The organism is Streptomyces sp. AN091965 (genome assembly GCF_022698285.1).
Lineage (GTDB): Bacteria > Actinomycetota > Actinomycetes > Streptomycetales > Streptomycetaceae > Streptomyces.
This window is the reverse complement of the sequence record NZ_JALDMY010000001.1, coordinates 4572623-4594403: the sequence shown is the minus strand read 5'-3', so window position 1 is coordinate 4594403 and position 21781 is coordinate 4572623. Positions and strand designations below refer to the sequence as shown.

Genomic DNA, 21781 nt, shown 5'->3' with positions numbered 1-21781 from the left:
GACTGACCACCGGCACGGCCCCCTCGGGGGCCGTGCCCCTCAGGGCCCACCCGGGCCCGGACCGCCAAGGGAGGCGAACCCCTTTGAGTACGGGATCCGGAGCAGACTCCGCCCCCGCACCAACCGCCCTCGACCAAACCGTCCGCTCCAAGACCTCCATGTTCAGCTCGCTGCGGATCCGGAACTACCGGCTCTTCGCGGCCGGGGCCGTCGTGTCGAACACCGGCACCTGGATGGCCCGCATCACCCAGGACTGGCTGGTCCTCAGCCTCACCGGGTCCTCCGCGGCCGTCGGCATCACGACGGCCATGCAGTTCCTGCCGATGCTGCTCTTCGGCCTGTACGGCGGTGTGATCGCCGACCGGTTCGCCAAGCGGAACCTGCTCTTCGTCACCCAGGGAGCCATGGGCCTCGGCGGCCTGTTCCTGGCCGCGATGACCCTCACGGGCCACGTCCAGGTCTGGCACGTCTATGTGACGGCCTTCTTCACCGGCCTCGTCACCGTCGTCGACAACCCCACCCGCCAGTCCTTCGTCTCCGAGCTGGTCGGCCCGGACCAGGTGCGCAACGCCGTCAGCCTGAACTCGGCCAACTTCCAGTCCGCGCGGCTCATCGGCCCCGCCGTCGCGGGCGTCGTCACCGCCGCCGTCGGACCCGGCTGGGCGTTCCTCGCCAACGGCCTGTCCTTCCTCGCGCCGATCGCCGGTCTGCTGCTCATGCGCACCGGCGAGCTGACCCGCAGCCCGCTCGCCCCGCGCCGCGGCAAGGGCCAGCTGCGCGAGGGCCTGGCCTATGTGCGCGCGCACCCGGAGCTGATCTGGCCCATCGTCCTGATCGGGTTCATCGGCACGTTCGGCTTCAACTTCCCGATCTGGCTGAGCGCGTACGCCGACGACGTCTTCCACGGCGGCTCCGGCATGTACGCGGCGTTCACCACGCTGATGGCGGCCGGTTCGCTGATCGGTGCGCTGCTCGCCGCCCGGCGCCGGACGTCCAGGCTGCGGATGCTCACCGCCACGGCGGGACTCTTCGGCGTCGCCCTGATCGCCGTGGCCGCCGTGCCGAACGCGTACGTCTTCGCGGCGCTGCTCATCCCCGTCGGCGCGATCGGCCTGACCGTCAACGTCACCGCGAACTCCTCGGTGCAGATGGCCACCGACCCCGAGATGCGGGGCCGCGTGATGAGCCTGTTCATGATGGTGTTCGTCGGCGGCACCCCCTTCGGCGGGCCGCTCTTCGGCTGGCTCACCGACACCTACGGGGTCCGCGTGAGCTTCGCGCTCGGCGGTCTCGTCGTCGCGGTGGCCTCGCTCGGCGTCGGCCTCGGCCTGGCGCGCGCGGCCAATCTGCGCCTGAAGGTGGATCTGCGCCGGGGCCGCCAGCACGTGCGCTTCGTGCCGCGCGAGGTGGCCCTGGCCCCGGCGGCGTGAGCCGGCCCCCCGAGCCCCGGTCCCGTACGCGGGCCGGGGCCGGGCCGCGCTCAGACCCGCATGGCCAGGACCTGGCCCGGCCAGGTGCCGTCCTTCGCCGTGAAGGTCTCCGTACGGACGAAACCGTTGCTCTCGTAGTACGCGACGAGCCTGCCGCCGTTGCCCGCGTAGCAGTCGACCCGCAGCAGGGACACGCCCTGCGCGCGGGTCTCGGCCGCGGCGCGGGCCAGGAGCGTCCTGCCCACGCCCAGGCCCGCGAAGCGCCCGGCGGTGGCGAGGTAGTGCACGTACCGCTCGGGCTCGTCGACCGGCGCCACGTAGTCGGTGGGGCTGTCGGTGAGCATCAGCATGCCCGCGGGCACCCCGTCCACCTCGGCGATCCACGGCGTGCCCGCGGCGAGGTACTTCTCCACGGACTCCACCACCCGCGGATTCGCCGACAGCGGCTCGGTGCCCCACTGCTTCGTGTACCCCTGGGCCACCAGCCACTCGGCGGCGCTGTCGAGCAGACCGAGGAACACGGGTACGTCGTCGGCGTCTCCTGTCCGTACGCGTATGGGGCCGGAGGGGGCGGAGCGATCTGTGCTGTTGCTGTCCATCAGGGCAGGCTAGCCGCATGAGACTCTTCGTGGCGGTGCTGCCCCCGGAGCCCGTGGTGGCCGAACTCGCCGGACGCGTGGACGACTTGAAGCAGCTGCCCGACGCGGGGGCGCTGCGCTGGACCGAGCGTGCCGGATGGCATCTGACGCTTGCGTTCCTCGGTGAGGTCGACGACGGGGTCGTGCCCGACCTCGGCGCGCGCCTCGGGCGGGCGGCCGGGCGCACCGCGCCGTTCGCGCTCGCGCTGTGTGGGGGTGGGCGGTTCGGGGACCGGGCGCTGTGGGCGGGGGTGGCCGGGGAGGTCGCCGCGCTTCGGCTGCTTGCGGGGCGGGTGGATGCGGCGGGGCGCAGGGCCGGTGCCCTGGCCGACGCCTCGGCCGGGGCCGGGGGGCGGGGGTTCCATCCCCACCTCACCCTGGCGCGGGGGCGGGGGGAGGTGGGGCTGCGGCCGTTCGTGGAGGGGCTCGGGGGGTTCTCGGGGAGCGGGTGGGAGGTGGGGGAGCTGGCGCTCGTCCGCAGCCACTTGCCCCGGGCCGGGCTGCGGGGGGCTCGCCCCCGCTACGAGCCCCTGACCACCTGGCCCCTCCAAGGCTGAGGGAGGCCTCTCCGGCGGGGCTTCTCCGGCGGGGCTTCTCCCAGCCACCTGTGCCACCCCACCCACCGGCCGAGCCCCGACCTGGGGGCTTGCACACCGTCCTTCGGCTGTTCGGCAGGGCACCCCGTGGGGGAGTGCAGCGGTGTGGTTAGGCTCGAAGGCGTGGATCCCAAGACCAGGAACCGGATCATGGCCGGTGTGCTCGTGCTGATGTTCGTCGTGGTGGCACTGGCGGCGGCAGCCGGAAAGTGATCGCCCTCAGTGAGGCGTAGGCGAGGACCACTGCTGATCAGATGAGGGGTGCGCCGTCGCGGAGGTACAGCGGCTGCCCCGCGTCCAGTGCCTTCAGGGCGTGCTCGAACCGGCGCCGGATGCGGTCCCGAAGGCGACTGGCGGCTTCGGCGGCCGTGACGAAGGCGGCCTCGGACAGCTCGTCGTCTCGTGGCCGCAGCCGGTGGGCCTGGTCCTCGTCCAGGGTGCCGCCGTCGAAGACGAACGCGAGCTGATCGTCCCAGGGGCCGTGTGGGGCCACCCAGTCCACCACCAGCAGCCCGAGCAGTGTGACGCGTAGGCCGAGTTCCTCCATCAGCTCACGGCGTACCGTGTCCTCCGGCGGTTCGTTGGCCTCCGCCATCCCACCGGGCAGATCCCATCCCGGTTTGTAGGTGGGGTTCACCAGGAGCACTCGGCCGGAGTGGTCCCGCATCAGCACGTCTGCCGCCACGCGCTTGCGGGCCTGCTTGGCGTTGCCCTCCGCGAGGTACGCATGCCACGCGTCGGTGTCGGCGGGGTCGGGCGCTGTGGGCCTCATGCGGTAGTGCCTCCCGGAGACGGCGGGATCAGATCGGCCAGCAGGAGCATTCTGGCGCGGCGCGCGTCATCGAACCGAGCCAGGTACTCCCGGACCGGCCGGTGCCCCCGGTGCGGCTCCAGCAGCCCGCGCAACTCGTCGAGTTGCCGCACCACCCGGATTGAACCGAGAGCCGGGCTCGTACTGAGCAGGTCGTGGCCGACGCATACTGCGGCGTCCAGGTCACCCCGGCGCACGTGGATGTCCACCAGGCTGATCCGGCCGAGAGCCAGGGAGCGTGCCCGACCCGCCTCGCGCAGCGCAACACCCTGTTCGGCGTGCGCCAGCGCCTCGTCGTACTGCTCCAGGTCACGCAGGGCCAGAGCTGACTCGCTGGCGAGCGCGGCGGCGTCGAACGGGCTCAGCCACGGGTGATCAGCGGCAGGCGTCGCCTCCATGTCACGGTGCGCGGCCTCCAGCGCGTGGCGGGCCGAGGCGTGCTGAGACGCGGCGGCCAGCGCACGCGCCCGCATGGTGTGCAGTCGCGCTGTCAGCGCGGGAATTCGAGGCCCCTGCGCGGCCAGGTCGAGCCCGGCCCGTGCCCAGCCGACAGCCCCGGCTGTGTCCCCGGTCTCCAGGGCAAGGTGGCTGCTGCTCGCAGCGATGTGTGCGGCCAACGGGAGGTCACCGGCGGTGCGGGCCAGAGGGAGGGCACGGGCGAAGTGCCGGGCCGCGCGGTCATCATGACCGGAGTCGTGAGCCATCCAGCCCGCCATTTCGGTCAGCGCGGCCGCGGCGGCGAACACTTGCGGACTGCTGCCGATGTCGACCAGCCGGGGTGCCACCTGGTCCGACAAGTGCCGGATGACAGCCCCGTACAACCGGCCGCCGCCAGTTTGCCGGTCAGCTCTGCGGAAGTGATCCATAGCCACCAAGTCGTCACCGTCCGGCGGCGGCCGGTCCGTCCTGTCGTGCCCGGCGGTTGTCGACGCGGGTTCCCACCGGCGTCGAGCCAGCCCGAGCAGCTGGCCGGGGATGTGGAAAGCGTCGGCGATCTGCTCGAACAGGGTCAGCTTCGCCACCCGGCTCTTGCCGTTCATGTACTCGTACAGTCGCCCCTGTGTGATGTCGACGGCGGCGGCGATGCGCCGTGTACTGATACCGCGCGCATTGAGCATCCGGAACACCGTGCCCATGTCCCGCTCGGCGCACGCATGGAGCAGGCGTTCGTCCCCGAGCAGACCGGCGACGACCTCACGCGGGTCCGGTGACAGACGGTCCATCTGCAACTCCCCCGAGTAGCGAGTGAATTCGATGCTAGGACCAACGTCGTTGATCTGACTCCGTGTTGGAGTCGCCTTGTGGAGTCTCCTCGCCCCCTTCGCTGCGCGTTGGCTTACTGCCAGCCGCCGGGAAGCGCGTCCGTGAACGCGCCTCGGCGCCGCCCCGCCCGCACGTTCTCCCCCCGAGGCACGTGGGCAGGGCTTCCCCCGCCGCCCAGCCCAAGGCGTGACGATGACCATGAGCAACGAGCGAGTCGGACCAGGACACCACCCACGCCAGAGCGCCACCCTCGCGAGCGAGGCCGCCACCGTTCCGGCGGCGCGTCAGATGGTCCGCGAAGTGTGCACGGAGTGGGGCATTGATCAGGACGCCGCAGAGACCGGAGCGCTCCTGATCTCCGAAATCGTCACCAACGCAGTCCGTCACGGCCACTCGCACCACGTCCGGGTGATCGCCGAGCAGCCGTGCCCCGACCGGCTCCGCGTCGCCGTGGTCGACAAGTCCCGCCGCAGACCTGAGCTGCACATCGTGGGACCGGATGCCGTCGGCGGCCGTGGCCTCCTCCTCGTGGACGCCCTCTCCGACTGCTGGGGAACCGATCTCCTTCCCTGGGGCAAGCGCGTCTGGGCTGAGGTCACGACGAAGGCCGGCGACCAATGACCGGCCCGGCCGGGCCCCTCTCGCCGTTCGGAAGCACCGGGCGGCGGCCACCACTGCTGGATCGCCTCAGAGAAGAGGACACTCATGCAACAGCCCTCGACGTCACTGGACCAGGTCAAGCCCTGGGGACTCGGACGCATGCGTCCCTACCCGGCTGCGGCCATCCTCTCCGCCGCCCGACCCGTCCTCGACCCGCACACGCAGGTCCCGGCGTGGGTCGGCCCCGACGGCACACCGCTGACAGTGGAGGCCAGGCACAAGCGGTCGGAGACATCACGGGAGACGAGTACGAAGACCAGCCTGGACGGCACGCCGGATCAGGGGAACGACCAAACCGGGGACTCTGACTGATGGCTGTGGATGGTCCGCCCGTCCTCGTCGTCACGGGCCTGGACGACTCCACCGCGGATGAAGTGATCACCGAACTGAACCAGCGTCGCGTGCCGGTGGTCCGCCTGGACCCCGGCGACTTCCCCCGCGAGGTGACCCTGTCGGGCACCTTTGACAGCATGGGGATCGACGGCACTCTCACCACCGCGTCCCGGAACGTCGACCTGGGGAACGTCCGCTCGGTGTACTGGCGGCGGCCCACCCCCTATGCCGCTGACCTCGCCATGGACAAGCAGACCGGCCGATGGGCTGTCGAAGAAGCCCGCTACGGGCTCGGCGGCATCCTCGCCGCACTCCCCGGCGCGTATTACCTGAACCACCCATGGCGCAATAGGGATGCCGAGCACAAGCCGGCGCAACTGGCCACGGCCGCCGCCTGCGGCTTCACCGTGCCACCCACGCTCATCACCAACGACCCCGACCGCGCCCGCACCTTCGCTGCCGAACATGGGCCGATCGTCTACAAGCCGCTCAGAGAAACCGAGTACGCCGACGACACCGGCCGCGCGCTGACCGTGTGGATCGAGGACGTCACCCCAGGCCAGATCGACAACCGCCTGCACCGCACGGCGCACCTGTTTCAGCAGCGCGTCAGCAAGTCCGCCGATGTCCGTCTCACCGCTGTCGGCGACAACCTCACCGCCATCCGCATAGACGGCTCACCTGGCGTGGACTGGCGTCGCCATTACGACCGGCTCACCTATACCCCCATGCCCGTCCCTCCAGCCATCGTCAAAGGCGTGCAGGCCTACCTCGACGCTTTCGGACTCGTCTTCGGCGCCTTCGACTTCGGCCTGGACCGTGATGGCGCCTGGCATTGGTACGAGTGCAACCCCAACGGTCAATGGGCCTGGTTCCCCGACCGCATCACCGCTCCCCTCACCCGAGCCATCGCCGACCACCTGCAGCACGGAGCCCTCGTATGACCGACTCTGCGGACCTGCGCCGCCAACTCGCCGCCGCCGTCTCCACGGACGACCCTGCATGGCGTGCAGCCATCGAAGCGGTGCCCCGCGAACTCTTCCTCGGCAACGCCCTGTTCCGCTTCGACGGCAGTCAGTGGACCCCCATGAGCCGCGACCAGGCCGATCCCGGAACGTGGCTGGGGCTCGTCCACCGCGATGCGACCTGGGTCACCCAGGTCGACGGCATCACCGCCGCCGACGCCACTGGGCCCGTCACCGGCCACCCCACTTCGTCCAGCACGCTCCCCTCCCTGATCGTGCGCATGTTCGACATCGCTGGGATCAGCGAGGGGCACAAAGTGCTGGAGATCGGTACCGGCACCGGCTATTCCACCGCCGTCCTGTGCAGCCGCCTCGGCGACAACAACGTGTACTCCATCGAGTACGACTCGGGCTTGGCCGCCGCGGCGGCCGACCACATCCACGCCGCCGGGTATCACCCCACCCTGATCACCGGCGACGGACTCGCCGGACACAAGGACGACGCCGAATACGACCACGTCGTGGCCACCTGTGCCGTCCGCCACATCCCCCCGGCCTGGCTCCGCCAAGTACGCGTCGGTGGAACCATCACCACCACCATCAGTGGATGGATGCTCGCCTCCGGACTCGTCCGCCTCACCGTCCAGGACGACGGCACCGCCACCGGCCGCTTCCACACCGACCAGATCAGCTACATGCTCGCCCGCCCCCACGAACGCCCGCCTCGCCCCACCTTCCACCAGCATCCCGGCCGCACCCGGGCCACCCGCGTGAACCCCGCGCTCCTGGAAGACTGGACCGGTCAGTTCCTCTCTCAGCTCGCCGCACCGTCCGCCGAACTCATGACCAACGGCACGGGGGTGATCCTCGTGGACGTCGCCACCGGATCACAGGCGTGGACCGAACCGGCAGGAGGTGCCTCGACCGTGCACCAGCACGGCCCTCTTCGCCTCTGGGACCAGGTGGAAGACGCTCTCACCGCCTGGCAGGACGCGGGGTCACCCCCACACTCCGGCCTTGGCCTGACCGTGGACCCGGACGGCACCCAACGTGTATGGCTCGGGACGCCCGACGGGCCCGTCTGGAACCTTCCGGTCTGAACCCCTTCTCCATGACAAGAGTGCCCGGCCCTCCCTGAAGGGCGCTGGGGCTGGGCGCCCCGTGGGGGATCCGGTGGGGCGGTTACGCTCGATGGCGTGGATCCCAAGACCAGGAACCGGATCATGGCCGGTGTGCTCGTGTTGATGTTCGTCGTGGTGGCACTGGCGGCGGCAGCCGGAAGGTAGCTGCCCCCGCCGGGCGAGGCGCGTACGACGGGCGTGGAGCGGGCCGGGGCGCCGCCGGGGCGGGGCGGGATCCAGCCCAGGATCCGCCCCGTGGTCCCGGGGCTACCAGGCGAAGGCCTCCGGGGACGGGCCCGGGCCCGGGAAGATTTCGTCGAGGGACGTGCGGAGCTCCGCGGTGAGGTCGAGGTCGACCGCCCGGAGGGCCGACGTGAGCTGCTCGGCCGTGCGCGGCCCGACGATCGGCCCGGTGACGCCGGGGCGGGTGAGCAGCCACGCCAGGGCCACCTCGCCGGGCGCGAGGCCGTGCTTGTCGAGCAGGTCCTCGTACGCCTGGATCCGCGCCCGCACGCTGTCGTCGGCCAGCGCCTCCGCGGCCCGGCCCTCGGCCCGCCGCCCGCCGCTGACCTCCTTCTTCAGGATGCCGCCGAGCAGCCCGCCGTGCAGCGGCGACCAGGGGATGACGCCGAGGCCGTACTCCCGCGCGGCCGGGACGACCTCCATCTCGGCGCGCCGCTCCGCGAGGTTGTACAGGCACTGCTCGCTGACGAGGCCGTAGCTGCCGAGGCGGCGCGCGGTCTCGTTGGCCTGGGCGATCTTGTAGCCGGGGAAGTTGCTCGACCCCGCGTACAGGATCTTGCCCTGCTGTACGAGGACGTCGATGGCCTGCCAGATCTCCTCGAACGGGGTGTTCCGGTCGATGTGGTGGAACTGGTAGACGTCGATGTGGTCGGTCTGGAGGCGCCGGAGCGAGGCCTCGACGGAGCGGCGGATGTTCACGGCCGAGAGGAGGTCGTGGTTGGGCCAGGGCGGGGTCCCGTCGGCGGCCATGTTGGCGTACAGCTTCGTGGCGAGCACGACCTTGTCGCGCCGCCCGCCGCCCCGGGCGAACCAGCTGCCGATGATCTCCTCGGTGCGGCCCTTGTTCGCACCCCAGCCGTACACGTTGGCGGTGTCGAAGAAGTTGATCCCCGCGTCCAGCGCGGCGTCCATGATGGCGTGGCTGTCGGCTTCGTCCGTCTGCGGCCCGAAGTTCATGGTCCCGAGGGTGAGTCGGCTGACCTTGAGTCCGGTGCGTCCCAGCTGCGTGTACTTCATGGGGTCCAAGCCAACGGCTTGAAGTGCGCTCGAAGCAAGGGGCCCGGGGGAACGCCTCTCTGCCGCGTGCAGCCGCGCAGTACGACGACGCGTACGGGCCGAGGACGCGTACGGACGTGCGCGCCGCACCTCCGTGAGGTCACGCCCCGCCCAGCCACCCCGCCGCGTCCAGGCGGAACGCCTCCGCCGGGACGACCGCGCGCAGGTCGTCCTCCAGGGCGCGTACGCGGCCGGGGCCCAGGGTCCGCGCCCACTCGGCGCGCAGCTCGTCGAAGACCGCCGCCGAGCGGGCCAGGGCGTCGAGGCCGTGCGGGGTGAGGCGGACCAGTTTGCGGCGGGCGTCGGCGGGGTCGGCGGCGCGCTCGGCGTAGCCGAGGGCGATGAGGCGGTCGACGGTCTTGCCCGCGGCCTGCTTGGAGACGCCGAGGCGGCGCCCGACGTCGCTGGCCGTGGCCCCGGCGGCGCCGATCGCCTGCATCGCGAAGCCGTGCGCGGGGCGCACGTCCGGGTGGCCCTGGCGGGCGAGCTCGGCGTGCAGGCGGTCGATCAGGGTGCGGAAGCCCGCGAAGAGGAGCAGCGGCAGCTCGTAGCCGGGCGTCTCCCGCCCGGCCCCCTCTTCGGCCGCCGTTCCCTCGTCCGTCCCGTCGCCTTTCCCTGCCGCCGTCCTGACGGTCTTCCCGTCGGCCGTTCGTGTGGTCGTCCTGTCGGTCGTCCCGTCGCCCTTCCCTGCGGCCGTGCTGACGGTCGTCCCGTCGCCCTTCCCCGCGGCCGTGCTGACGGTCTTCCCGTCGGTCGTCACGGCCTTCCCTGTGGTCGTGCGGGCGGGCTTGCTGCCGGTCGTCTCCGCGGGCTTCCTGTCGGTCGTCTCCGCAGGCTTTCCGCCGGTCGTCTCTGCGGGCTTCCCGTCGGTCGTCCCGTCGGCCTTGCCCTCAGCCGTCCTGGCGGCCATCCCTCGGGGCTTCCCCTTTTCGACAACCTGGTTTACCTTCTTTTCGTCAACCATGTTGTCCACCTTAGGGAGTCGTCCGCCTTGTTCGCCCCGCACACCCCGGACACCGCACCGCCCGCCGCCCGCCCCGCCATGGAGGCCGTGACCCGCGCCTTCGGGCGGCTGCCCGACGCCGTCGCCAAGCTGGCCGCCTCGCCCGAACTGCTCACCGGGTTCCTGGAGCTGAGCGAGGCCTTCGAGCGCTCCACGTTGGCTCCGCTCGCTCGGGAGACCGTCGTCATGACCGTCGCCGTACGCAACGACTGCCATGTGTGCGTCACCCTGCACACCGGCAAACTGCGGAAGCTGGGCGCGGGCACCGACCTCATCAGGGCCCTGCGCGAGGAGCGCCCGCTGCCCGCGGGCCACGAGGACCTCGAAGCCGTACGCCGCTTCGCCCTCCGCGTCCTCGCCACCGCGGGCGGCGTCGACGACGAGGAGGTCCAGGAGTTCTTGGACCACGGCTACACCGAGCGGAACGCCCTGGAGGTGGTCCTCGGCATCGGCACGTACACGATGTCCACCCTCGCGAACCGGCTCACCCGCGCAGCCTGACCCCCGGGCCTGCGCAAACAGCATGACCCGCCGGGAATGGGCAGCGAATTGACGCGGGGTGAGCCGCCCGCGTCCAATGGACGCCGCGGCCGACACGCCGGGCTCGGGGGAGAACGAGCGCGGTGAGGACCGGCCCTGGGGGGAACACCATCCCGCCGCGTTGACCGGCGCGGCCGCGTCCCCCTGCGCCGAAGGGGGAACGCTGTGATGGAACTGCGCGTACTGGGGGCGGTGGAGGCCTGGGACGACGGCCGCCGCGCCGACCTGCGCGGCCCGCGCCACCGGGCCGTCCTGGCCCGGCTGCTCATGGCCCGCGGCCGGGTCGTGCCGCTCGACCAGCTCATCGACGACCTGTGGCGGGACACCCCCGCCGAGCGGGCGCTCGGCTCCCTGCGCACCCTCGTCTCCACGCTCCGCAAGGCACTCGAACCCGGCCGCCCCACCCGCACCCCGCCCCGCACCCTGGTCACCGCGCCGCCCGGCTACGCGCTGCGCCTCGACCTCGCGGCGGTCGACGCCTGGCGCTTCGAGGACCTCGTGCGCCGGGCCGCGGAGCCGTCCGCGCCGGGCCGGGCCGCCGAGACCAGGGACCGGCTCACCGCCGCCCTGGAGCTGTGGCGGGGCGGCGCGTACGCGGAGTTCGCGGCGGAGGCCTGGGCCGCGCCCGAGGTGACCCGGCTCAGCGAGCTGCGGCTGCTCGCGGCCGAGCGCCTCGCCGACGCGGAGCTCGCCCTCGGCGCGGCCGCCCGGGTCGTCGCCGACCTGGAGGCCCACACCCGGGCCCACCCGCTGCGCGAGGAGGGCTGGCGGCTCTTCGCCCTCGCCCTGTACCGCACCGGGCGCCAGGCCGACGCCCTCTCCGCCCTGCGCACGGCCCGCGCCGTCCTCAAGGAGGAGCTGGGCATCGACCCCGGCCCCGCGCTGCGGACCCTGGAGGAGGACATCCTCCGCCAGTGCGGAAGCCTGGCGGGGGCCGTGGAGCACGTCGTCCCGCCGTCGGCCGTCGTTCCCGCCGCGGGCGGCCGTCCCGCCGGGCGGGACACCTGGGCACGGCCCGAGGCGCCCCGCACCGCTCAAGAAGCCCCCGCCGAACTGCCCGGCAGAGCCGAGGCCCTGGAGCGCCTCGCCCAAGAGGCCCAGCACGCGGCCAAGGGCGGCGCGCTCCGCGTGGCCCTCGTGGGCGGCGCCCCCGGCACCGGCAAGACCGCCCTCGCCGAGGCGGCCGCGCACGCGCTCACCGCCACCCACGGCTGGACCGCCACCCGAGGGCGCTGCCCGGAGGAGACCGGCGCCCCGCCCGCGCACCCCTGGGCGGAGCTCCTGCGCACGCTCGTCGCCGACGGGCACCCGGCCCCGCCCGCCCTCGCCCCGCTCCTCGACCCCGCCGCCGGAGCGGGGGCCGGGGCCGACGCCGAGGCCGCCCGGTTCCGTACGCACACCGCCGCCACCGCGCACCTCGCCGCCGTCGCCCGCCGCGCCCCCCTCGCCGTCGTCCTGGAGGACCTGCACCACGCCGACGACGACACCCTCACGCTGCTGCGCCGACTGCCCACGGCCCTGGCGGAGAGCCCCGTCCTGCTCCTGGTCACCTTCCGCACGGAGGAGCTGACCGACGCGGTCCGCGACACCCTCGCCGCGCTCGCCCGCTGCGAACCGGCCCGGATGGAACTCCAGGGCCTCGACGCGACCGCCGTCGGCGCCGTCCTGCGCGAGCTGGCGGGACACGCCGGGGAGCCCGCCCCCGACCTCGACGAGGACACCGTCCGCCGCCTCGCCGAGCGCACCGGCGGCAACCCCTTCTTCGTACGGGAGACCGCACGGCTGCTCGCGGCCGAGGGCGTGGAGGCCGCCCTGACCCGGGTCCCGCCCGGTGTGGCCGATGTGATCCGGCACCGGCTCGGGGCGCTGAGCTCCGGCGCGCAGGGCATGCTGCGGCGGGCGGCCGTCGCCGGAACGGACCTCGACATCGATGTCTTTCTGGAGATGTGCGCCGCGGACGGCGAGGGCGGCCCGGCCCACCACGGCGGCTCCGCCGTCGAACACCTGGAGGAGGCCCTGGGCTCCGGCCTGCTCGGCGAACCGGGGCCCGGCCGCCTCCGCTTCGCCTCCGCCCTCGTCCGCGACACCCTCTACCAGGAGACCTCCCGGCTGCGCCGCGCCCACTGGCACGCCCGCGCCGCCGACGCCGTGGAGCGGCTGCGCCCGGACGACCTGGGCGCGCTCGCCCACCATCGCCTGGAGTCCGCGGGCCCCCGCGACGTGGAGGGCGCCGTCCGGCACGTGGACGCCGCCGCCACCGCCGCCCGGCAGGGCGGCGACCACCAGGAGGCCGCGCGGCTGTGGCGGCGCGCGCTCGTCGTCCACGAACGCCTCGGCACCGCCCCGCTGGTGGCCGGTCCCGAGGGCCCCGCGCTCGTCGTCGGCCTGGTCCGCAGCCTCACGTCCGCCGGTGACTTCCAGGGCGCGCGGGCCCAGCGCGTCAGCGCCCTGGAGCGCTTCCCCGCGGGCGGCGCCCCCGAAGCCCTCGCGCGCCTCGTGGCCTGCGACGACATGCCCACCCTCTGGTTCCACCGCGACTACGCCGCCGGGCCCGACCCGCGGGTCACCGGGGCGGTGGAGCGCCTCCTCGCCGAACTACCGGATTCCGAGGTCGAGTTGCGGTGCCGGATGCATGCCGTCCTCGCCCGCGAGCTCGACGGCTTCGGCGGGGAGCGGGCGGTGCGCGCGGCCGCCGAGGCCGAGCGCCTCGCCCGCCGCACCGGCGATCCGCGGCTGCTCGTCCACGCGCTGAACAGCCGCCTCCTGCAGACGTACGGCGCCGCGGGGCTCGCACCGCGCCGCGCCCGCGTCGCCGAGGAGATGCTGTCCGTCGCCCGGGGCGCGGGCCTCGGCGCGGCCGAGGCGGTGGCCCGTACCGCGCTGCTCCAGGCGCACGCCGCCCGGGCCGCGTTCCGCGAGGCGGACGAGCAGGCGGCGGCCGTGCGCGGGCTTGCCGCCGGGCTCGGCATGCCGGCGCTCGGCCTCGTCCCCACCCTGTACGGGGCGCTGCGCCCGGCGGCCGCCCACCGGCACGACGAGGCCGGGCGGCGCTACGCCGCCGCGCGCGACGGGATCGGCGGGCTCGGCCTGTGGGGCGCCGAGCACGCCGTGTACGGGCTCGCGCTGTTCTGCCTGCGCCAACAGGACGGCCGCCTGGCCGAGCACGTGGACCTGTCGCTGCGCGAGTACGAGACGTGGGGGCGCGGCGCGGGCTGCGGCGCCACCCACGCGCTGACCCTCGCCGCCGCCGGGCGCGGCGCGCGGGCCCGCGCGCTGCTGCCCGAACTCCTCACCATGCGCCGGGACTTCCTGTACGAGCTGCGCCTCGCGGCCGCCGGGCTCGCCGCCGTCCGGCTCGGCGAGGACGACCTCGCGGAGGCGGCGTACGAGGAACTCCTGCCCGCCGCCGACGAGTTGGCGGGCGCCGGGTCCGGGATGGTCACGCTCGGCCCGGTCGCCCAGTACCTCGGGGAGATCGCCGAGCACCTGGGCCGCGCGGACGACGCCGTCTCGCACTACTGCCAGGCCCTGTCCCTGGCGCGCCGGGCCGGCGCCCCGCACTGGCAGGACCAGGCTCAGCGGGGGCTGCGCAGGCTGGCTCCGGCGTCCGCGTTCCGGGCCCCGTCGTCCGGGTCCGCCTTCCGGGTGCCCGCGCCCGCGCCCGCGCCGTAGGCGAGGCGCCGCAGCAGCGCCTCCGCCGGGCCCCGCCGTCCGGCCTTCTCCAGCGCGTACGCGCCCGCGACGGTCACCAGCCACACGGCCGTCGCGACGAGAGCCATGGTCGCGCTGCTCAGGTGCGCGCCGAGGCCGAGGCCCCAGGCCGCGAGGAGCGGGGCGAAGAGGAGGGAGTGGGCGAGGTAGCAGGACATCGACCGCTTGCCGACGGCCGCGACCGCCGCGACGGCCGGGGCGCCGGGGCGCGGGGAGCGGTTCGTCCACCACACGACGAACAGCGCGATCGCGGCCACGTATCCGATGCCGCCCGCGGTGCCGGTGAGGTCCCGCAGCGTCGTCAGGGCGCCCTCCTCGCTCTGCGCGTCGTCCGGTACGCGGAGGGCCCCGACGTGGGCGAGGGCCGCGGGCAGCGCGCCGAGCCAGCCCACCGCGACGCCGATCACCGCGGTGCGGCGCAGCAGCGGCAGATGGCGGCCCGGCTCCTCCAGGATCCGCCGCCGCGCGGCCCAGAACCCCAGCAGGAAGACGAGGTACCCGCCGCCGACCAGGGACAGCAGCGAGGCGCCGAAGGTGACGAAGAGGCCGGTCGTGCCGCGCGTGCCGGCAGCGGTGAGCCAGCTGTTCTCGTCCGCCCCGTAGGCGAGGTAGCCGGGCTCGGCGCCCGCGTCCCCGAGCGACCACAGGTCCCCGCGCAGCAGCGCGGCGACGACCGGAGCCAGCGTGAGCAGGAGCGTCTGCGCGACGCCGATCCAGATCCACCACTTCAGGGCCCGGTCGCTCCTGCGCACGAAGATCCAGCCGAGGACGAGGCTCAGGACGCCGTAGAAGCCGATGATGTCGCCCGCCATCAGGAGCGCGGAGTGCGCGAGGCCGATGGCGACCATCCACAGGCTGCGCCTGCGCAGCACGCCCACGGCGGCCCGCCCGGTGGTGCCGTGCCCGGTCTGGCGCAGATACATCTGCGTCATCCCGTACCCGAAGAGGAACGCGAACAGCGGGTAGATCCGCAGGTCCAGGGTCATGATCATCAGGAACTGCACCACGTGGTCGAGCCACGACCCGTCCACGGGCTGCCACCCCGAGGGCCCGTGCTCGGCCCGCCACAGGTGGAAGGCGGTGTTCGACAGGGCGATGAGCAGCAGCATCAGGCCGCGCGCGACGTCCGGCGCGAGGGCCCGCTCGGTGGCGCGAGTGGGAGGAGTCAGGACCGTCATGCCCCGAACCTAGGAAGCGGGCCGTCTCCCCGGCGTCGGCCTTCCGGCTAGGAGCGGATGCCGAAAGGCGAGGGCCGGGGCGCCGAAAGACGGCGGGGCCGCGCCGAAGGACGACGGCCGGACGGGGGACGCCGGTCCGGACGGTGGCCCTAGCGCGGTGCCGGGACCGTCCCGAGGTCCCAGGCCTGGGCCAGGGCGGACGCGTAGGCGTCGGCCAGTTTCTGTTCCCCGCGCTCGTTGGGGTGCGTGCCGTCGTAGGTGTCGTAGTGGATGTCGTACGGGTCCGGGGGCGAGGCCAGGAGGAGGGCGGACGCCGGGGTGTCCAGGTCGGCGACCGTCTTGGCGAGGAGCTCGTTGAAGCGGGCGACCTCGGCGGCGAAGGCGGCGTCGTCGTGCGCGCGGACGTTGGGGATGACGGGGAGCACGGCGATCGCGACGCGCGGGTTGGCGGTGCGGGCGGCGGTCACGAAGGCCCGGACGTTCGCGGCGGTCTGCTCGGCGTTGGTGTAGAAGCCGAGGTCGATCAGGCCGAGCGAGACGAGCAGCACGTCCGCGCGCTCGCGCCGCACGGCGTCCTCGATCAGCGGCGCCATGTGCTGCCAGCCCTCGCCCCAGCCCGCCAAGTGGCGCCGGGGGAAGTCCGGTTGGGCGTACGCGTACGACGTGGGGGCCTCTGCCACCTTGTCGTAGAGGGCCTCGCGGGGGCCGACGACCTTGAAGGGGGCGCCGAGCGTGGCGCACAGGTGCTGCCACATCCAGTAGCGCCAGGTGTGTTCCCCGGCGCTGCCGATGGTCATCGAGTCGCCGACGAACATGAACCTGAGCATCCGCTCATCATCGCGGATCGCGCCCGTGCGCTGCGATGTGAGCCTTGCCACCTGCCGTCGTGGCGCGGGGTGGCAGGCTGGGAGCCATGCGTTCTTCGAGGGTGTGCGCGGCCGGGGCCGCGGCGGTGGTGGCTGCGGTCCTGGTGGCGTCCGGCGGCCCCGCCCTGGCCGACGGCAAGGCGGGCAACGACGGGTTCACCATCGAGGACCCGCGCATCACCGAGTCCAGCGGCCTGGTGCCCTCACGCGCGCACCCCGGCGTCTACTGGACCCACAACGACCAGGACAGCGGCGCCTACCTGTACGCCGTCGACAGCAGGACCGGCAAGACCGTCGCCCGGATCACCCTGACCGGCGTCGGCAAGCCGCGCGACGTCGAGGCCATCTCGATGGGCCCCGACGGCAGCCTGTACGTCGGCGACATCGGCGACAACCTCGGCGGCAAGTGGTCCTTCGTGTGGGTCTACAAGCTGCCCGAGCCCAAAGAGCTCAAGGACCAGTCCGTCCGCGCCACGCAGTACGTCGTGAAGTACGCCGACGGGCCGCGCGACGCCGAGGCGCTGATGGTCCACCCCAAGACGGGCCGCGTGTACATCGCCGACAAGAAGGAGGACGGCGGCTCCCTCTACGAGGGCCCGGCCCGCCTGTCCACCTCCGGCACCAACGTCTTCCGCCGCGTCGCGAGCACCGACCTGTGGGTCACCGACGGCGCCTTCTCGCCCGACGGCAAGCACCTCGCCCTGCGCGGCTACTTCGGCGGCGTCGCCTTCGCCTGGCGCGGCGAGGGCAGGATCAAGCGCGAGGGCCGACTGCGCGTCCCGCTCCAGCGCCAGGGCGAGTCCGTGACGTACAGCCCCGACGGCAGCCACCTGATGTACGGCACGGAGGGCGGGCAGAGCGACGTCGAGGCCGTCGAGGTGAAGGGTGCGGGGGGCGGGGGCGGCTCGTCGGACGGCGGGGGCTCCGGTGACGGGGGCGGTGGTTTCAGTGGCGGCGCGACCAAGGGGGCGGTGGTCCTGGGCGCGGTGGTGCTCGCAGGGTTGGGCTTGCGGAGACTGTTCCGGCGCAACGGGTGACGGGGCGTTCTCGGCGCCCCGAAGGGCGCGGGGAACCGCGCGCTCAGCCTTCGGCTCAGGCCTTCGCCCGGCCGCGCCCCACCTGTGTGCGCACCGCGCCCATGCTGGCGGCGATGACCAGGGTGATGGCCAGGCCCTCGACGAGGGTCAGGCCCTGGTCGAGGATGAGGAAGCCGGCGACGGCCGCGATGGCCGGTTCCAGGCTCATCATGACCGCGAAGGTGGACGCGGGCAGGCGCCTGAGGGCGAGGAGTTCGAGGGTGTAGGGCAGCACGGAGGACATCACGGCGACGGCCGCGGCGAGGCCGAGCGTGCTGGGCACGGTGAGCTTGGACCCGGACTCCACGATGCCCAGCGGCAGGGCGAGCACCGCGCCGACGGCCATGGCCAGGGCGAGCCCGTCGGCCTGCGGGAAGCGGCGGCCGGTGCGGGCGCTGAAGACGATGTACACCGCCCAGGCGGCCCCCGCGCCGAGCGCGTAGGCGACACCGGCCCGGTCGAGGCCGCCGAAGCCGCCGCCCCCGCCGAGCAGGAAGACGCCGCAGAGGGCGAGCCCCGCCCAGACCACGTTCACCAGGCGGCGGGAGGCGAGGACGGAGAGCGCGAGCGGGCCGAGCACCTCCAGGGTGACGGCGGGGCCGAGCGGGATGCGGGCCACGGCCTGGTAGAAGAGGCCGTTCATGGCGGCGAGCGTGACGCCGAAGGCCAGGACCGTGCCCCAGTCGGCGCGCGAGTGCCCGCGCACCCGGGGGCGGCACACGAGCAGGAGGATCACGGCGGCGAAGAACAGCCGCAGCGTCACGATGCCGAGCGCGCCCGCGCGCGGCATCAGGCTGACGGCGACGGCCCCGCCGAACTGCACGGAGACGCAGCCCGCGAGCACCAGACCGAGGGGCCCGAGCGCGGCGCCGCGCGCCCCGCCGCCCCCGGTGGCGGGCACGGCACCGGCCGCCCCCGCCGCCTCCGGCTGCCCCACCGTGGCGGGCGCGGCCACGGCCGCCTCCACCGCCCCGTCCGTCCGCGATACGTTCACGCCGAGCCCGCCTCACAGTCCATCTTCATGCACTCTTGCGTACAAGGTAATGGACCACGTCTGGGATGTCGAAGTAGTTCGCAGCGTACGAAGCCCGAGGCCGGCCGTTAAGCCCCGTCGGCTAGGCCCCCTCGTCCAGGGCCTCGGCGAGGACCTCCGCCAGATGGCGTCCGCGCACGCCCGCCAGCTGCTCCAGCTGCGTACGGCAGGAGAACCCGTCCGCCAGGACCGCCGCGTCCGGGCCCGCCTCCGCCACGGACGGCAGGAGCTGCTCGTCGGCGCAGGCCTTCGACACCTCCCAATGGCCCTTCTCGAAGCCGAAGTTGCCCGCGAGGCCGCAGCAGCCGCCGCTCAGGGTGCCCGTCAGACCCGCCTTCTCCCGCAGCCTGCGGTCGGCCGCGTCGCCCAGGACCGCGTGCTGGTGGCAGTGGGTCTGGCCCACCACCGGCCGGTCCAGGCGCGGGGGCCGCCAGTCGGGGGCGTACTCCTCCAGGGCCTCGGCGAAGGTGCGCACGGAGTCGGCGAGCACGCGCGCGTGCGGGGACGCGCCCGCGAGGTCCACCAGGTCCGCCCTGAGGGCCGCCGCGCAGCTCGGCTCCAGGACGACGACCGGCGTGCCCGCCTCCAGGAACGGGCGCATCCGGGCGAGGGTCCGCCGCTGCACGGCACGGGCCCGGTCCAGCTGGCCCGTCGAGACGTACGTCAGACCGCAGCACACGCCCCCCGGAGGAACGTGCACGGTCAGGCCCGCGGCCTCCAGGACGCGTACGGCCGCCTGCCCCACGGCGGGCGCGAGGTGATCGGTGAACGTGTCCGGCCACAGCACCACCGCCCGCCCCGCCCCCTGCGCGCGCGGCCGCCCGCGCCACCAGCGGTGGAACGTGCGCGGAGCCACCCGCGGCAGCGCGCGGCGCGGCTCGACGCCGCCCAGGCGCTTGGCGAGGGCCGCGAGCGGGGGCAGCGCGGCCAGGGCGTTGACCAGGCGCGCGGTGCGGGTGGCCGCGACGGCGCGCAGCCAGCGCGGCAGCCAGCCGAGCGCGTAGTGCGCGGCGGGCCGCACCCGGCCCGCGTAGTGGTGGTGCAGGAACTCCGCCTTGTACGTGGCCATGTCCACGCCCACCGGGCAGTCGGACGCGCAGCCCTTGCAGGACAGGCACAGGTCGAGGGCGTCCCGCACCTCCGTCGAGCGCCAGCCGCCGGTGACGACCTCGCCCGCGAGCATCTCGTGCAGCAGGCGGGCCCGGCCGCGCGTGGAGTGCCGCTCCTCGCCCGTCGCGCGGAACGACGGGCACATCACGCCGCCGCCCGCCGCCGCCGTCGTCGTGCGGCACTTGGCGACGCCGACGCAGCGGCGCACGGCGGCGGAGAAGTCGCCGTTGTCGTGCGGATAGCCGAAGGCCGTGACCGGCGGGCCCACCGGTTCGCGCGGCAGGACGGCGAAGCGGAGGTCGGCGTCGAGGGGCGCCGGGCGGACCAGCATGCCCGGGTTGAGCAGGCCCGCCGGGTCCCAGAGGTCCTTGGCCCGCTCGAAGAGCCGCACGAGGTCCGGCCCGTACATCCGCGGCAGCAGCTCCGCGCGGGCCTGCCCGTCGCCGTGCTCGCCCGACAGGGAGCCGCCGTGCGCGACGACCAGGTCGGCGAGGTCCTCCGAGAACCGCCGGAAGCGGTCCACGCCGGGGCCCGTGAGCAGGTCGAAGTCGATGCGGACGTGGATGCAGCCGTCGCCGAAGTGGCCGTACGGGGTGCCGCGGAGGCCGTGCTCGGCGAGGAGGGCGCGGAAGTCGCGCAGATAGGGGCCGAGGCGGGCGGGCGGGACCGCGCAGTCCTCCCAGCCGGGCCACGCCTCGCTGCCGTCCGGCATCCGGGTCGCCGTGCCCGACGCGTCCTCGCGCACCCGCCACAGGCCGCGCTGCGCCGCCGGGTCGGTGACCACCACGGCGTCCGCGCAGTCCGCGGCCCGCGCGATCGCGGCGGCCCGCGCGCGTGCCTCGGCCGGGGTCGTGCCGCCCGTCTCCACGAACAGCCAGGCGCCGCCCTTGGGCAGTCCCTCGGCGTCCCGTACGAGGTCCGCGGCCATGCCCTCGACCGTCAGCGGCCCGTACGGCAGGAGCCCCGCGGCCGCCTGGGCCGCCGCGCTCTCGTCGGCGTACCCGAGGACCGCGAGCGCGCGGGCGCGCGGCGCCTCGACGAGCCGGACGGTCGCCTCCGTGAGCAGGCCGAGGGTGCCCTCGCTGCCGCAGAAGAAGCGGGTCAGGTCGGGGCCGCCGCCCTCCGGGAGCAGGGCGTCGAGGGCGTAGCCGGAGATGCGCCGGGGCAGGTCGGGAAAGCCCGTCCGCAGTGGGGCGAGATGGTCGTCGACCAGGGCGCGCAGCCCCTCGGGGGCGCCGTCCCAGGTGCCGGGCGCGAGCGTGACGGCGGTGCCGTCGCCCCGGACGACGGCCAGCTCCCCCACGTTGTCCGCCGTCGTCCCCCACGCCACGGAGTGCGCTCCGCAGGAGTTGTTGCCGATCATGCCGCCGAGGGTGCAGCGGCTGTGGGTCGAGGGGTCCGGGCCGAAGGTGAGGCCGTGCGGGGCCGCGGCGGCCCTGAGCGCGTCCAGGACCACGCCGGGCTGCACCCGGGCCGTGCGGGCCTCCGGGTCCAGCTCCACGATCTCCGTCATGTACGTGGTGAAGTCCAGGACCACGCCCGTGCCCGTCGCCTGCCCGGCGATGGACGTGCCCGCGCCGCGGGCCACCACGGGTTCGCCGTGGGCGCGGCAGACGGCCAGGGTCGCGGCCACGTCCGCCGCGTCGCGCGGGGTGACCACGGCGGTCGGGGTCCTGCGGTAGTTGGACGCGTCCATGGTGACCAGGGCCCGCGCCCCGGCCGTCCCGTCCACGCCACCCCGCACCACGCCCCGCAACGCCCGCACCAGCTCCGTCTCCACACCCATGCCCCGGAGCCTGCCCGCACGCCCCACCCGGGTAACGGCCCGGGCCTGGGCGGGGACCTGGGCGGGGGGCGCCTGCACGCCGTGCGGGGCGGGGCCTGGGCGAGGCCCTGCGGAACGGCCGTGCGGCACCTCGGCGCTGTGCCCACCCGTCCCGCCCTGCGGGACGATTGCCCACAGCGGCGTGGGCGCACCGCGGGGCGGGCCCGCCGCCCGCCCCCGTCTGGAGCTCAGGGGCCACCCATCGCCCCCTCCCAGGTCAGGGCAAAGGGCCCTCACCCAGGGCCCGACCCCGCACAGCCCACGAGCCGGCCCTGGCCCGCAGCGCGGGGCAGTCCCGCCGCCCGCCCCCGCCCGGGGGCGTG

18 protein-coding genes are annotated in these 21781 nt (G+C 74.2%); 9 read left to right on the top strand and 9 right to left on the bottom strand.

Going from position 1 to position 21781, the window contains the following annotated elements:
* Positions 1 to 83: 83 nt before the first annotated feature.
* Complete coding sequence (locus tag MQV74_RS19220; protein WP_242719341.1) at positions 84 to 1430, top strand: MFS transporter; 1347 nt, start codon at positions 84 to 86, stop codon at positions 1428 to 1430.
* Between the two features lie 50 nt (positions 1431 to 1480).
* Here MQV74_RS19220 and MQV74_RS19215 read toward each other — a convergent pair whose 3' ends face one another.
* Positions 1481 to 2029 (bottom strand): GNAT family N-acetyltransferase, encoded by a 549-nt coding sequence (locus MQV74_RS19215; protein WP_242719339.1) that lies wholly within the window; start codon positions 2027 to 2029, stop codon positions 1481 to 1483.
* 17 nt (positions 2030 to 2046) lie between these two features.
* Here MQV74_RS19215 and thpR point away from each other — a divergent pair, with 17 nt between their 5' ends.
* Entirely contained in the window at positions 2047 to 2625 is a 579-nt protein-coding gene (gene thpR / locus MQV74_RS19210; RefSeq protein WP_242719337.1) for an RNA 2',3'-cyclic phosphodiesterase, read from the top strand.
* Between the two features lie 289 nt (positions 2626 to 2914).
* Here thpR and MQV74_RS19205 read toward each other — a convergent pair whose 3' ends face one another.
* Positions 2915 to 3436 (bottom strand): NUDIX domain-containing protein, encoded by a 522-nt coding sequence (locus MQV74_RS19205; protein ID WP_242719336.1) that lies wholly within the window; start codon positions 3434 to 3436, stop codon positions 2915 to 2917.
* The gene (locus MQV74_RS19200; protein ID WP_242719334.1) at positions 3433 to 4698 is read right to left on the bottom strand and encodes a helix-turn-helix domain-containing protein; all 1266 of its coding nucleotides are present in this window, start codon (positions 4696 to 4698) and stop codon (positions 3433 to 3435) included. Before MQV74_RS19200 ends, MQV74_RS19205 begins: the two co-directional genes overlap by 4 nt.
* 238 nt (positions 4699 to 4936) lie before the next feature.
* On the opposite strand from MQV74_RS19200, the gene MQV74_RS19195 reads away from it, so the two are divergent.
* The 4 genes from MQV74_RS19195 (at position 4937) to tgmC (ending at position 7796) form a co-directional block, all read left to right on the top strand.
* Positions 4937 to 5359, top strand: coding sequence for an ATP-binding protein (locus MQV74_RS19195; protein WP_242719332.1), 423 nt, complete (start codon positions 4937 to 4939; stop codon positions 5357 to 5359).
* An 84-nt stretch (positions 5360 to 5443) separates the two neighbouring features.
* A complete protein-coding gene (tgmA, locus tag MQV74_RS19190; RefSeq protein ID WP_242719330.1) occupies positions 5444 to 5710 on the top strand; it encodes a putative ATP-grasp-modified RiPP in 267 nt (88 codons plus the stop codon).
* Positions 5710 to 6675: an ATP-grasp ribosomal peptide maturase gene (tgmB, locus tag MQV74_RS19185; protein WP_242719329.1), complete on the top strand. Its 966-nt coding sequence runs from the start codon at positions 5710 to 5712 to the stop codon at positions 6673 to 6675. The genes tgmA and tgmB overlap by 1 nt, the downstream gene beginning before the upstream one ends.
* Positions 6672 to 7796: an ATP-grasp peptide maturase system methyltransferase gene (tgmC, locus tag MQV74_RS19180; RefSeq protein WP_242719327.1), complete on the top strand. Its 1125-nt coding sequence runs from the start codon at positions 6672 to 6674 to the stop codon at positions 7794 to 7796. Before tgmB ends, tgmC begins: the two co-directional genes overlap by 4 nt.
* 288 nt (positions 7797 to 8084) lie before the next feature.
* Here tgmC and MQV74_RS19175 read toward each other — a convergent pair whose 3' ends face one another.
* Together MQV74_RS19175 and MQV74_RS19170 are read right to left on the bottom strand one after the other, a co-directional pair.
* Positions 8085 to 9077: an aldo/keto reductase gene (locus MQV74_RS19175; RefSeq protein WP_242719325.1), complete on the bottom strand. Its 993-nt coding sequence runs from the start codon at positions 9075 to 9077 to the stop codon at positions 8085 to 8087.
* A 139-nt stretch (positions 9078 to 9216) separates the two neighbouring features.
* Positions 9217 to 9660: a MarR family winged helix-turn-helix transcriptional regulator gene (locus tag MQV74_RS19170; protein WP_242728857.1), complete on the bottom strand. Its 444-nt coding sequence runs from the start codon at positions 9658 to 9660 to the stop codon at positions 9217 to 9219.
* 447 nt (positions 9661 to 10107) lie between these two features.
* Between MQV74_RS19170 and MQV74_RS19165 the strand changes: the two genes are divergently transcribed.
* Positions 10108 to 10620 (top strand): carboxymuconolactone decarboxylase family protein, encoded by a 513-nt coding sequence (locus tag MQV74_RS19165; RefSeq protein ID WP_242719323.1) that lies wholly within the window; start codon positions 10108 to 10110, stop codon positions 10618 to 10620.
* A 207-nt stretch (positions 10621 to 10827) separates the two neighbouring features.
* On the top strand, positions 10828 to 14331 hold the full coding sequence (locus tag MQV74_RS19160) for a BTAD domain-containing putative transcriptional regulator (protein ID WP_242719321.1): 3504 nt from the start codon (positions 10828 to 10830) through the stop codon (positions 14329 to 14331).
* On the opposite strand, the gene MQV74_RS19155 is transcribed toward MQV74_RS19160, so the two are convergent.
* Both MQV74_RS19155 and MQV74_RS19150 read right to left on the bottom strand, forming a co-directional pair.
* Positions 14235 to 15548, bottom strand: coding sequence for a DUF418 domain-containing protein (locus MQV74_RS19155; protein WP_242719319.1), 1314 nt, complete (start codon positions 15546 to 15548; stop codon positions 14235 to 14237). The two genes, MQV74_RS19160 and MQV74_RS19155, sit on opposite strands and share 97 nt — an antisense overlap.
* Before the next feature lie 149 nt (positions 15549 to 15697).
* Positions 15698 to 16375 carry a GDSL-type esterase/lipase family protein gene (locus MQV74_RS19150; RefSeq protein WP_242719317.1) on the bottom strand — a complete coding sequence of 226 codons (678 nt, stop codon included), beginning with the start codon at positions 16373 to 16375 and terminating at the stop codon, positions 15698 to 15700.
* Between the two features lie 86 nt (positions 16376 to 16461).
* On the opposite strand from MQV74_RS19150, the gene MQV74_RS19145 reads away from it, so the two are divergent.
* Positions 16462 to 17451 carry a WD40 repeat domain-containing protein gene (locus tag MQV74_RS19145; protein ID WP_242719315.1) on the top strand — a complete coding sequence of 330 codons (990 nt, stop codon included), beginning with the start codon at positions 16462 to 16464 and terminating at the stop codon, positions 17449 to 17451.
* A 55-nt stretch (positions 17452 to 17506) separates the two neighbouring features.
* Here the strand turns inward: MQV74_RS19145 and MQV74_RS19140 are convergent, their stop codons facing one another.
* Together MQV74_RS19140 and MQV74_RS19135 are read right to left on the bottom strand one after the other, a co-directional pair.
* Entirely contained in the window at positions 17507 to 18484 is a 978-nt protein-coding gene (locus MQV74_RS19140) for an EamA family transporter (protein ID WP_242719313.1), read from the bottom strand.
* Positions 18485 to 18605: 121 nt separating this feature from the next.
* The gene (locus MQV74_RS19135; protein ID WP_242719311.1) at positions 18606 to 21419 is read right to left on the bottom strand and encodes an FAD-binding and (Fe-S)-binding domain-containing protein; all 2814 of its coding nucleotides are present in this window, start codon (positions 21417 to 21419) and stop codon (positions 18606 to 18608) included.
* Positions 21420 to 21781: the final 362 nt, after the last annotated feature.

Bases quoted from the DNA above. Each gene is read 5' to 3' on its own strand.
- MQV74_RS19215 (WP_242719339.1), bottom strand. From the start codon at position 2,029: ATGGACAGCAACAGCACAGATCGCTCCGCCCCCTCCGGCCCCATACGC.
- thpR (WP_242719337.1), top strand. From the start codon at position 2,047: ATGAGACTCTTCGTGGCGGTGCTGCCCCCGGAGCCCGTGGTGGCCGAA.
- MQV74_RS19205 (WP_242719336.1), bottom strand. From the start codon at position 3,436: ATGAGGCCCACAGCGCCCGACCCCGCCGACACCGACGCGTGGCATGCG.
- MQV74_RS19200 (WP_242719334.1), bottom strand. From the start codon at position 4,698: ATGGACCGTCTGTCACCGGACCCGCGTGAGGTCGTCGCCGGTCTGCTC.
- MQV74_RS19195 (WP_242719332.1), top strand. From the start codon at position 4,937: ATGAGCAACGAGCGAGTCGGACCAGGACACCACCCACGCCAGAGCGCC.
- tgmA (WP_242719330.1), top strand. From the start codon at position 5,444: ATGCAACAGCCCTCGACGTCACTGGACCAGGTCAAGCCCTGGGGACTC.
- tgmB (WP_242719329.1), top strand. From the start codon at position 5,710: ATGGCTGTGGATGGTCCGCCCGTCCTCGTCGTCACGGGCCTGGACGAC.
- tgmC (WP_242719327.1), top strand. From the start codon at position 6,672: ATGACCGACTCTGCGGACCTGCGCCGCCAACTCGCCGCCGCCGTCTCC.
- MQV74_RS19175 (WP_242719325.1), bottom strand. From the start codon at position 9,077: ATGAAGTACACGCAGCTGGGACGCACCGGACTCAAGGTCAGCCGACTC.
- MQV74_RS19160 (WP_242719321.1), top strand. From the start codon at position 10,828: ATGGAACTGCGCGTACTGGGGGCGGTGGAGGCCTGGGACGACGGCCGC.
- MQV74_RS19155 (WP_242719319.1), bottom strand. From the start codon at position 15,548: ATGACGGTCCTGACTCCTCCCACTCGCGCCACCGAGCGGGCCCTCGCG.
- MQV74_RS19150 (WP_242719317.1), bottom strand. From the start codon at position 16,375: ATGCTCAGGTTCATGTTCGTCGGCGACTCGATGACCATCGGCAGCGCC.
- MQV74_RS19145 (WP_242719315.1), top strand. From the start codon at position 16,462: ATGCGTTCTTCGAGGGTGTGCGCGGCCGGGGCCGCGGCGGTGGTGGCT.
- MQV74_RS19135 (WP_242719311.1), bottom strand. From the start codon at position 21,419: ATGGGTGTGGAGACGGAGCTGGTGCGGGCGTTGCGGGGCGTGGTGCGG.